Source organism: Acinetobacter sp. ACNIH3, assembly GCF_002918965.1.
Taxonomy (GTDB): domain Bacteria; phylum Pseudomonadota; class Gammaproteobacteria; order Pseudomonadales; family Moraxellaceae; genus Acinetobacter; species Acinetobacter schindleri.
Genome location: NZ_PQLP01000063.1, coordinates 1 through 10,916 on the forward strand (window position 1 = coordinate 1; position 10,916 = coordinate 10,916).

General features: G+C 42.7%; 14 protein-coding genes. 4 read left to right on the plus strand and 10 right to left on the minus strand.

What is annotated here, in order from left to right; translation table 11 throughout:
* On the plus strand, positions 1-96 hold a 96-nt coding region (locus tag C3420_RS17295), incomplete at its 5' end, for a transposase domain-containing protein (protein ID WP_004785112.1).
* 134 nt (positions 97-230) lie between these two features.
* Here the strand turns inward: C3420_RS17295 and C3420_RS15345 are convergent.
* A complete protein-coding gene (locus tag C3420_RS15345; protein ID WP_004911234.1) occupies positions 231-746 on the minus strand; it encodes a YkgB family protein in 516 nt (171 codons plus the stop codon).
* Between the two features lie 142 nt (positions 747-888).
* Here C3420_RS15345 and C3420_RS15350 point away from each other — a divergent pair.
* Positions 889-1,979, plus strand: a protein-coding gene (locus C3420_RS15350) for an IS4-like element ISAba1 family transposase (protein WP_085940648.1) whose coding sequence is annotated in 2 segments (ribosomal slippage) — positions 889-1,429 and positions 1,429-1,979 — 1,092 coding nt in all. Because the reading frame shifts where the segments join, the coding sequence is not laid out codon by codon here.
* Between the two features lie 93 nt (positions 1,980-2,072).
* On the opposite strand, the gene C3420_RS15355 is transcribed toward C3420_RS15350, so the two are convergent.
* A complete protein-coding gene (locus tag C3420_RS15355) occupies positions 2,073-2,627 on the minus strand; it encodes a carboxymuconolactone decarboxylase family protein (RefSeq protein ID WP_000088799.1) in 555 nt (184 codons plus the stop codon).
* A 58-nt stretch (positions 2,628-2,685) separates the two neighbouring features.
* Positions 2,686-2,847, minus strand: coding sequence for a peptide-methionine (S)-S-oxide reductase (locus C3420_RS17690; RefSeq protein ID WP_223290059.1), 162 nt, complete (start codon positions 2,845-2,847; stop codon positions 2,686-2,688).
* An 868-nt stretch (positions 2,848-3,715) separates the two neighbouring features.
* On the opposite strand from C3420_RS17690, the gene C3420_RS15365 reads away from it, so the two are divergent.
* Complete coding sequence (locus C3420_RS15365) at positions 3,716-5,002, plus strand: GAF domain-containing protein (RefSeq protein WP_000257537.1); 1,287 nt, start codon at positions 3,716-3,718, stop codon at positions 5,000-5,002.
* 617 nt (positions 5,003-5,619) lie between these two features.
* The gene (locus C3420_RS15370; RefSeq protein ID WP_002119794.1) at positions 5,620-6,597 is read left to right on the plus strand and encodes a sensor domain-containing diguanylate cyclase; all 978 of its coding nucleotides are present in this window, start codon (positions 5,620-5,622) and stop codon (positions 6,595-6,597) included.
* Positions 6,598-6,816: 219 nt separating this feature from the next.
* Here C3420_RS15370 and C3420_RS15375 read toward each other — a convergent pair whose 3' ends face one another.
* The 7 genes from C3420_RS15375 to msrA are packed head-to-tail and all read right to left on the minus strand — an operon-like array spanning position 6,817 to position 10,643.
* On the minus strand, positions 6,817-7,479 hold the full coding sequence (locus C3420_RS15375; RefSeq protein WP_001281573.1) for a peptide-methionine (S)-S-oxide reductase MsrA: 663 nt from the start codon (positions 7,477-7,479) through the stop codon (positions 6,817-6,819).
* Between the two features lie 9 nt (positions 7,480-7,488).
* Entirely contained in the window at positions 7,489-8,763 is a 1,275-nt protein-coding gene (locus C3420_RS15380) for an acetyl-CoA C-acetyltransferase (protein WP_000857678.1), read from the minus strand.
* Positions 8,760-9,068 (minus strand): antibiotic biosynthesis monooxygenase family protein, encoded by a 309-nt coding sequence (locus C3420_RS15385; protein ID WP_000582514.1) that lies wholly within the window; start codon positions 9,066-9,068, stop codon positions 8,760-8,762. Before C3420_RS15385 ends, C3420_RS15380 begins: the two co-directional genes overlap by 4 nt.
* A gap of 50 nt (positions 9,069-9,118) precedes the next feature.
* The gene (locus tag C3420_RS15390; RefSeq protein ID WP_000905740.1) at positions 9,119-9,364 is read right to left on the minus strand and encodes a glutaredoxin family protein; all 246 of its coding nucleotides are present in this window, start codon (positions 9,362-9,364) and stop codon (positions 9,119-9,121) included.
* 54 nt (positions 9,365-9,418) lie between these two features.
* Complete coding sequence (gene msrB / locus C3420_RS15395; RefSeq protein ID WP_000483554.1) at positions 9,419-9,859, minus strand: peptide-methionine (R)-S-oxide reductase MsrB; 441 nt, start codon at positions 9,857-9,859, stop codon at positions 9,419-9,421.
* Between the two features lie 31 nt (positions 9,860-9,890).
* The gene (locus C3420_RS15400; RefSeq protein WP_001076938.1) at positions 9,891-10,151 is read right to left on the minus strand and encodes a glutaredoxin; all 261 of its coding nucleotides are present in this window, start codon (positions 10,149-10,151) and stop codon (positions 9,891-9,893) included.
* A 3-nt stretch (positions 10,152-10,154) separates the two neighbouring features.
* Complete coding sequence (msrA, locus tag C3420_RS15405; RefSeq protein ID WP_000762837.1) at positions 10,155-10,643, minus strand: peptide-methionine (S)-S-oxide reductase MsrA; 489 nt, start codon at positions 10,641-10,643, stop codon at positions 10,155-10,157.
* Positions 10,644-10,916: the final 273 nt, after the last annotated feature.

Here is a 10,916-nt window from a genome sequence, read left to right on the forward strand (position 1 = left end):
GCCTATTTAAGTGATGTGCTGAAAAGGTTACCGACACACAAAGTGACCCAAATTGAAGAATTGCTGCCGCACTGCTGGAAACCTAAATCGAATTAAAAAATAGGTATGGGATTCAGCGGACGCTTACACAGCCTCTAGTAAGGCACGTACTTGAAGCACTTAAAAGATAAAAATAAAGGCTCTCTAATGTGTTTAGGAGCCATCTAACTTATAGTTGTTTCGGGTGAGGCTTATTTGTTTTTGTGCTCCAGTGCTGTAAGTGATGTACCTACGATAAATATAGACACGACAAACAAGCCTAAATCTTTTAGCAAAAACTGGCCAGGAACCACAGAGATCGCAGGAAACCCAAGAGATGCCTCAAAAACACCGGGTGTAGTCAGCATGAACGACAATGTCGTAAAAAAGAGTCCGGTTGAAAGTACACCGCCCAAGATTGCGAGCTTAGGGGAGAAAACTCGTGCAGCGATTAACAGGCCAACTGAAATTTCAAGCACACCCAGAAAATTTGAGAATCCTTGAATGCTGAGGAAGCTATACATCCACGAAAGCAGAGGGCTATTACTAACAAAACCATGTATACCGTTTGCTTCGTAGCTAGTGAATTTCATGCCACCAAACCACAAATATATTATCGTCATGGCAACGTAGATGCCACCTATACCAAACTTAGTGATTTTTGCACCGAGATTATTACTAAGGGTATTGGTAGTCTGGACACCATTTTCAATTTCGGGAATAGTCATCTTATATCTCCAATTATTTTTAGCCATGTGGACTCACTCTATGTAGCCCACTAAAATGATATGACTCTTGACTCTGTACACGACAAAAATAGATAACTCATTGAAATAATGTCACAATAATTGTTTTCTAACGACGAATACTATGACACATCTCAATGAGTTATATCTTATCTTAAACAAATCTCTAAAATGGAACAAGTCACATTTAAAGTGCTTTGCGCTCATCATGCTTGTGATCATTTTAAAGCAAACATGTAATCTTTCTTCTGCATCTAAAGCCTTGCCCATCAAGTGCTTACCACAATCATTTTATCGACGTATGCAGCGCTTCTTTGCAGGTCAGTATTTTGATTATCGTCAAATTTCTCAGTTGATTTTCAATATGTTTTCATTCGACCAAGTGCAACTGACTTTAGATAGAACCAATTGGAAATGGGGAAAACGAAATATTAATATCCTGATGCTCGCAATCGTTTATCGTGGAATAGCGATACCTATCCTTTGGACATTGCTTAATAAACGTGGAAATTCAGATACGAAAGAGCGTATTGCTTTGATTCAACGCTTTATAGCCATTTTTGGTAAAGACCGTATTGTGAATGTGTTCGCAGACAGAGAGTTTATCGGTGAGCAGTGGTTTACATGGTTAATTGAACAAGACATCAACTTCTGCATTCGTGTTAAAAAAACTTCATTGTCACCAATCATTTAGGAAAGAATCATAAAATTAGTGATTTATTTCGCCATCTTAAAGTTGGTCAAATTGAATGTCGTAAACGACGGATTTTGGTTGGTCGGGTGAAACTATATATAAGTGCACTACAGTTAGAAAATGGAGAGCTTTTACTCGTCGTTTCTCCTCAGTTTAATGCCAATGCTATTCAGGATTATGCATTACGCTGGGAAATTGAAACCTTATTCAGTTGTCTCAAAGGACGCGGGTTTAATCTTGAAAATACGCGCTTGACAGACCCTAGACGAGTGAAAAAATTGATTGCGGTGTTAGCTATAAGCTTCTGTTGGTGTTACTTAACGGGTGAATGGCAACATAATCAAAAAAAAGCGATAAAAATAAAGAAGCATGGACGACTCTCAATGAGTTTATTTCGCTATGGTTTAGACTATGTTCAAATGGCGATTCAGCGTTTAATTGGTTTTGGGAAAAAAGAAGAGTTTAAGGAAATTTTGGCAATTTTAAGAAAGCAGAATCCTGATAGGATAAGGGTTCTGTGAAATTTGTCGTGTACAGAGGACTCTTGAGAAAAACTATATGTTTACTCGAGTCGAACCTAACTTAGGTAATTGCTGTAGTTGAGCACCAATGGATTAGACATCAATGCCTAGTGGTTGAACGGCCGGGAAGTCGACCTCGGTCTGTGTCACTTCGTTAACGTAGTTAGTGAAAGTGTTCAGGGCAACAGCCAACAGAATATCCACTACATGTGCATCACTGTAGCCAGCGTTCAGCACCGCTTGGACCTGGTCATTGCTGACTTGCCCGCGCTGGCGGACTACGGCGGCAGCAAAACGCACGGCTGCGTCGGCCTTAGGGTCATTTGATGCACCGCTGCGGTTGGCAGTGAGTTCAGCATCATCAAGCTTGGCCACCTTACGGCCTAGGAAGGAATGGGCAGCAAGGCAATAATCGCAGCCGTTGATCTCAGCGACGGCTAGGGCAATACGCTCAAGAGTCGCTGTACCCAAGCCGCCCTGTGCTGATGCTGCGCTCAATTGCAGGTAGCCAGTCAGCGCAGCAGGGCTGTTGGCAACGACGCGGAACATGTTAGGAACGCGGCCCAGTTGTTTTTCCACAGCCTTGAGTGAGGTATGGGTAGCAGTAGGCGCGGCGTCGATTGTGGTAGGGGTGTTCAAACGTGACATAAATTTCTCCTAGTGATTTGAAAGACAGCACGCTGTATTGGCGTGGAATAAATTGTATTTAAGAAGGTTCTGCTTGATAATCCGTTGCTATCAGACAGCTCATCTTCACGTCTTGCGCAGTCGCCATTTCAGTGCCACTACACACCTTCGTTGACGTCACGCCGTCCTGATTTCTAAGGAGGTCTTCGAGACTCCAAAAACACCCTCCGGCAACGATCACATTATTTATTTTTCATAAAGCCTCCTTGGTTTTTATCTATTTACTAATGGAACTGAATTTACAGCATGTAAAATAGATATAACATGCTCAATAGTTCGTATAATGTGACTTATTAGACAGTTTACGTAGGGGCTATGTATGGATGCAGACTTTGGATATCAGATTAAAAGAGTTGTGAAATTAAGGGTTCACGAAAAACTGCAAATATAGGGCAAATCAGATTGTCTATACCCATAATTTAGAGCGCCCGAGCATCAGGAACTCACTGAAAGCAGACGTTTCTGAAAATAAACAAGGCACAGCGCTTGAAAATTTCGAGACATCAACGTTTTGCCAAAAGGCTAAAAATGCGTGCACTACTCATTTCGCATTTAAAGAGAGCATCGGTTATTAGGCAATAACGATGTGGCCAAAATTTGTCGACCACTACACTATCTCGTAAACGAGTTTGATAGACGTCAACTAGTACGTATTTTTAGTGTAAGGTCATATTAATGCACGATGCTAAACTCTGCTGTGAGCTAGGTAGGATGTATAAATACCATAAATATTTCAATGCTTTACTTTTTAAAGCTCAAGTGAGTTACTCAGTTCCGACTGTTGGTGGCAGATTTGGAATCTCGCGATTTGTCTTAAATGTCAGCCAAGCAAGTCTCTCGCTAATAAAGTGTTGACTATCCCTGACAAAGTAACAATTTCTTGCCATAATCAGACTTAAGCACTTTACTTAGAGTGTATGTGCGCCGCTTAATGCATCAATGCTGCTAATTCCCTGATTGACATCAATCACTTTGTTTCCTGTTTGATACTCTGAGATAAACAAGATCGAATGATGCAAAAGGGGACTATTTAAATACTGAGGGAACAAATGGCAGTAGATTTGAGCATAGAAACCGCTCTGCTCCTAGAGCGCTGGCAAGGCATTGTAAACTCGATGGCTCAAGTCGCGGAAGTGCCTTGTGTGCTGATTAATCGATTAGATAAAAACGAAATTTGTCAGGCTGTTGGCAGTGTGTCAGTACCAACTTTTTATTGCGGTGAACCTGTTCCATTGGCACTTAACACTTATTGTTCCCAAGTCATTTCCAGTAACCAGCCATTACTAGTTGAAAATGCAATCGGTACCCGATATGAAAACAATAACCCAACATTTGCAGCAGGCTTTAGTTATTACTATGGCCTGCCATTGCTTTGGCCTAGCGGAAAAACTTTCGGTACTTTGTGTATGTTGGACTTTTCAAGCCCAGATCGGGCATCACAACACTGTTCCTTACTCACACTTTTTAAGCAGGCCATTGAATACGATTTACAGATGCTTCAACAACAGCAAGATCTGCTAAAGCGTGAGCAACAAGCAGACAAAAAATTTATACAACTATTCAATGAGATGTCAAATAGGATAAGACCGGTAACTAATAATAAGTTGCTTCAATCTGAGTTGTTTGTACTTTTGACAAGCCAATACCAATACTGGCATCAGGAACTGGATAAGCAGCTTAATCAAACCGTCCTGACTGATGAAAACTCCATTCATATAGCGGCACTGGTTCGAATTTGGTCAAATTTGTTGGCGATTGCCCATGAAACAGAATGGTTGAGAGCTACGGCAGTTCTAGAACCTTATAGTTGTGATGCTGTTGCGTCACTGGTCAATGCAACTCCATTATTAGAACAAGCAGTGTATAAAACAGCGCTGACCCTTGGTGCTGATCTCGTTTTGAGGAGTCATTTGCCTAATCCACTGTTACTAAGTGGGAAACCAGAGTTATGGTCTCTGATAGGACTAGCTATCACGAGCTTTTTAGTTGTTGGCGCCAGCGGTACAAGTATAACTATTTTTGTCAGTAACCGATTAAAAGGTAAGTACAGAGTTTTGGAATGGTCCCTTCTTGTAAAAGGCCAGACGATGCCGCTGCGTTTTACCCGCGATAATCAAGCGCTTTATGGTTTTGCAACAGTATGTGCCGAGTTAGCGGGTGCTGTTCTTGAATCTGGTGAGTGGCAATTAACTGAGAGTCTTCAGCAACAGAGTCGTTATCTCAACTCAAATCGTGATCACGTTGACGACATTGAAAGCAGGAATGCTTCAAGAACTGCTAATGGCATAACCAGGCTTATCTGCTTATCGATACCGGTGATGGGAGACGATTTATAAACACTCAGCGATGATCAGCGAAGTTGTGTTTTAGTTTTCTTGTTGGCACTACATCCGGTATGGCGGCCTTTAATCTGAGAGTGACACTTGGGATAACTGAAAAACTGGCTGTGATTCTGCTGAACGGAGCTTGGTGCTAAGCATGTTGGCGTCATTCAAAGCAAGGTCAACACTGCTATTAACGTTTACGATTATCTGACGGACGTGCTGCTGCGCGTCAACCAACATCCAGTAAGCAAGGTACATGAACTAATGCCGAAGTTACGGAAAGCTCAGTTCGAAAGCGCATTACAGCGTTCAGCTCTATTTAGCAATCCCGATGCTTCGGTAAAATAAGCCACGGAAAATGCTCCGGAGGCCGCATGCACACTAAATAGATGACGTTAGACGAAGAGTTGGATTTAAACGAGCAAATTATAGAGCCTGCGACCGGAAAAGCCAAAAGTTTATAAATACAGCTAAAACTCAAATCAAGCAGGCGAATATTGTACAAAACAATACCATTGCTACAGAGATAACTTCAAGTCTGACAGATCTATGCTAGAGTTAAATCAACGATTTAATTCATTTTTCTATGCAGGATCTTTGAAAAATGCAGTAGAAAAACGGAGAAGTACATGACCTTTAGTTTAGCTCAAACAGCTAGTGCAGAAACCACACTAAAAGCACCTGCTGAAGCAGATCAGAACCTGCGGGATATCACTGAACTGGCGTGTTATATCTGTGATGCACCAGTGGCTATGGTGACGCGAACCGATGACACAAAGCTGAATCTAATTGCAAAAGTTGGTATTTCGCGTACCTCTGTATTAATTAAAGAGTCCTTTTGCGTGTATGCAATGGAAACACCTGATGCGGTAATGGTGGTCCCTGACGCTACTTTAGATCACAGATTCAGTACCAATGCTATGGTGATTTCAGGACCTGGCTACCGATTTTATGCTGGCTCGCCGCTGATTGATCCCGAAGGTGCAGTGATTGGTACTATTTGTGTCTATGATCATGTTCCTAAGCAGCTGAACCAGCGGCAGATAAGCTCTTTGCAGGCTCTGTCCAGACAAGTGATCGCCATACTGGAGCTGAAAAAAGTCGGCGAACAATTACATAATACCAGCATGACGGATGCGCTGACAGGGGTGAACAACAGAAGAGCTTTTGACCTCAAGTTTGAAGCTGAATTTGCTCGCTGGCAAAGAACAGGACAATCTTTTGTACTGGCATTGATTGATATTGATCACTTTAAGAGTTTTAACGACAGCTATGGTCATGCCGCAGGAGATGAGGCACTGAGTCAAGTCGCGGCTCTGTTTCAGCGCCATAGCAGGAACTATGACTTTTTCGCCCGTTATGGTGGTGAAGAGTTTGTGCTGATCCTGCCAGGCACAGACACAGCGTCCGCAAATAAAACACTGGAAAAGTTAAGGCTGGTAGTGGCTAACCATGAGTGGTTATTACGACAATTAACGGTCAGCATAGGTTTGGCCAGCGCTGATTTATTTGACGACAAAAAGCAGTTGCTCGAAGTCGCCGATCAGATGTTATACAAAGCTAAAACCCAAGGCCGCAATCAAACCAGTGTGTTCGCCACACTGTAAGAGATCTGTTCATGCTGCGCTGATCTCAAGACCTCATAAAAACTGAGGTCTTGCTTCGGTCGATAAGCTGGTCTGATATTGGCATTATTTATTCCTTTCAAATACATGGGTAATGCGACTTACACAGATTTTTTATGCTCTCTTGGACTCCATGTGAAGGAGATCGTCACATTCTTTACATATAGAAAATAGAGTTCTTTAGCCAGCTGCAATTTCAGATTAACCGATTCGGTAAGCTTTCTGCATTTCCGGAGACAACTTTTTTAGCCAGCTTGAGAGACTGAAGCCTTTTCTATCGGTACTATTTAATTTAGTAAAATACAGATGTTCATCCCAGCGAGGACCGAAATCTACTTCTGCAAGACTTACAAGCTGTTTGTTTCTGCGAAGACGATGCTTTTGATGGTAATCTTCGGCGGGCCAAAAATAACCATTTTGTTCTCCGGCCTCAATCACCTCGGGAGATTTCTCCTTTCCAATCGCTTGAATCAGTTCTTCAGCTACTTGTTTTTGCTCCAGATCAAAAACAAAAAGTATCTGGCGATACTGGCCCTGCTTTCTACCATGAACAGACCATGATTCAAAACTTCCAAGAAGTTCCCTGTAGCTGATTTGGTCTTTATCGTAGATCACTCTGACGACTTCGGCGTGTCCGTTGATGTTGCGGTAACTCGGATCCAGAGTTGATGCTCCAGCGTAGCCAACACGTGTTTGCACTACTCCCTGCGTCCCTCCAAAATTAGAATCCGGTCCCCAAAAGCAACCCATGCCGAAAACCGTTTGACTAAGCTTCCCGATTTTCAATGCTTCTTCGATTGCTTCAGGGGTTGCAAATTCATAGCTTTCAACACCGTCTTCTTTATTCATTTTTAGATCCGACATATTTTTCTCCTAACTTTCAAGAATTGTAGCCACTCCCATTCCTCCCGCCGTGCAAACGACGATAAGGCCACGTTTTCCAGGACCAGCTGAGTGCAGTATCTTTGCTAAAACTCCGACGATCTTAGCGCCAGTAGCCGCAAACGGATGCCCAAGGGCAATGCTACTTCCACGGACATTTAGCTTCGAGCGGTCAATTTTTCCGAGAGGCTCTGATCGTCCCAAACGTGTTTTGCAGTATTCAGCAGACTCCCACGCCTTCATCGTGCAGAGCACTTGTCCAGCGAACGCCTCGTGAATTTCGTAAAAATCAAAATCCTGAAGCTTTAAGCCGTTTCGCTTCAATAATTCACTGACCGCCACAGTTGGAGCCATGAGCAAACCTTCGCCAGCGACGTAATCCACGGCAGAAGTATGAGAATCCACAATCTTGGCCAACAGCGGCCAATTATTCTTTTTAGCCTCTTCTTCGGAAGCCAAAAGAACGGTGGACGAGCCATCTGTGAGCGAGCTTGAATTTCCCGCCGTCAAAGTCCCTTTTTCTGATTTATCAAAAACAGGTTTTAACTTCGACAATTTTTCCAAAGTTGTATCAGCACGCAAAATTCCATCGGTCTTATTTCCTTGGAATGGAAAGACGAGATCATCATAAAACCCATCTTTATATGCTTGAGCTGCATTTCTGTGACTTGCCAGCGCTAACTCATCTTGCTCTTGGCGAGAAATATTCCACTCTTTAACCATGAGTTCGCAATGCTCACCCATTGATTTTCCGGTGCGTGGCTCAACCACTGCGGGCAACACTGGCTTTAGATCGCTAGGTTTAATTCCTAAAATGATTTTTACTTTCTCACCAAGCGTTCTGGCAGAATTCAACGCAATCAATTTTCTTGCGAAAGTTCGACTAACCATAATGGGCAAATCGCTGTTGCTATCAACACCGCCCGCAATGCCACTTTCAATTTGGTGGCTAGAAATTTTGTGAGCAATCTGAATCGTATTTTCCAAGCTCGTTCCGCAAGCACGTTGCACGTTATATGCCGGAGTGTTTGGATGCAAACCGGAGGATTGAACGACTTCACGAGCCAAATTCCAGTTAGCCGAGCTGTGCATGACAGCTCCTAAGGCTACATCGCCCACAGTTTTTCCTTCCAAGTTATATCTATCAACTAAACTCTTTAGGCTCGCCGTCATTAGTTCTTCACTTGAGACGTCTCGATATGCGGTCATAGATTTCATAAATGGAATCCGAGCTCCACCTACGATATAAACGTTTCTCGTTTTCATAATTTCACCTCCGGCTTTGTGTGCCGTTCAAAAACTTCTCCGACCTTCACGTCGTACGATTCAAAAATGTAGTCTTTGCCAAGCATCTTGGCTTTTTTGTGTTCGGGATGCTTATCCCAAGCATCGAAAGCTTCTCTGGTAAGGAACTCGACAATTAGAACATCTTCACCGTTAGGAGAAGAAAACCGCTCATGGCTTCCGTAACCAGGAATGGCTTCGACAAGCGCGGACATCTCGGCGTATCTTCTTTCAAACTCCCCACCGTGCTCCTTGGCAACACGACTGCGGACAACTGCTATAATCATTGATCTGACTCCTTACTAAGCTAATTACAATCCTCAAAAAAAAGATCTCGTTATTTCATCGAAGCTTCCAACCACTTGTCGAGATCCTTGAACTTGGGGTTTCTCAGCTTCTTTGTCCCAACCAGTATTGTCGGGAAATTTAACTTTCCAGTAGTATAAAGGGATCGCAGTTCATCAGCTGCCGCGTCGTCTTCGTGAACATCTAAAAAATCAAACTCGATTCCTTTTTCTTTCAAGTACGACTGGTAAATCTTGGTTTTATGGCAGTCTTTATGACCGAACAGCTTAATCAACACGAACGGCTCCTTTTTTCAAAAGGTTCACTTTCATAAACCCCCTCGATTTAAAAATTATTCTACAAACTTCAATGACTCCGAGTTGATGCAGAATCGAGCCCCAGAGGGCTCAGGACCATCTGGAAAAACGTGCCCTAAGTGGGCTTCGCACACATTGCATAGCACTTCGATTCTTCGTCCGTAAGTCGTGTCCAGTTCATATTGAATTACGTTGTCGGCGACGGGCTCAGAAAAACTCGGCCAACCTGTTCCCGAATCAAACTTAACGTTCGAATCAAACAGTTCAGTGTCGCAGCCCGCGCAGGCATACCGTCCTGCCTCATAAAATGAACAGAGTTCCCCAGTGTGAGGGCGCTCGGTGCCTTTCTTCCGCATGACATTAAATTGAGCGGGCGTCAGAATTTTTTTCCACTCTTCCTCGCTCTTTTCTACTTTTCTAGGAGGAGCGGGAGTGCCGTTATCGAGATAGTTGTTAATGCTTTCCCAGTTGAACATAAATTTGCTCCTTTATTTTTGGGTTTGTTCTTTAGCTATCAATCCACGCGAAGAAGTCAGTCGCGCTACCAATGAATTTTCCATCCACAAAAACTTGCGGAACAGTTTGAAGGTTGGTTTTTTTCTTCAACTCATCATAAGTCTTGGGATCGTCATCCACGCGAATTTGTTTAAAATCAACTTTTTCAGAAGTTAAGTACTCCTTCACGCGTTTACTAAACGGACAATGGTCTTTTGTGTAGATGACAACGTTCTTAAGTTCTTTCATTTTTTCCTCTTTCGTTTGATTCATGGTTTAATCTCTCTCAAAATGGCACGTGTACCCGTGGGGATTCTTCTTCAAATAGTTTTGGTGATACTCCTCAGCGTCATAAAACTCTTTTTCCAAGGCTACCGTCGTGACCACGGGATTCTCGAAGCGACCGATCTCATTGACCTCATCAATCACGTTTTCGATAATCGCTTTCTGTGCATCGTCACGATAGAACGCTGCCGAGCGATACGAAGTGCCAACATCATTTCCTTGGCGATTCTTCGTAGTCGGATCATGGATTTTGAAAAAGTAATGTAGAATCTCTTCGAGAGATATTTCGTCTTGGTCGTATTCCACGCGAACCGCTTCGGCGTGCCCCGTTTTCCCTGTTATAATATCGGCGTAGGTAGGATCATCAAAATCTCCGCCAGAGTAGCCCACCTTCGTTGACGTCACACCGTCCAGACTCCTAAGGAGGTCTTCGAGACCCCAAAAACACCCTCCGGCAACGATCACATAATCTAGTTTCATAAAGCCTCCTTAGTTTTCATCCACTTACTGATTAGACTGACTTTACAGCATGTAAAATAGATATAATATGTTCAATAGTTCGTATAACATGACCTATTGGACAGTTTACGTAGGAGCTATATATGGATGTTCTCAGTGAAATTTTAGCTCTGTACACGACAAAAATAGATAACTCATTGAAATAATGTCACAATAATTGTTTTCTAACGACGAATACTATGACACATCTCAATGAGTTATATCTTATCTTAAACAAATATCTAAAATGGAACA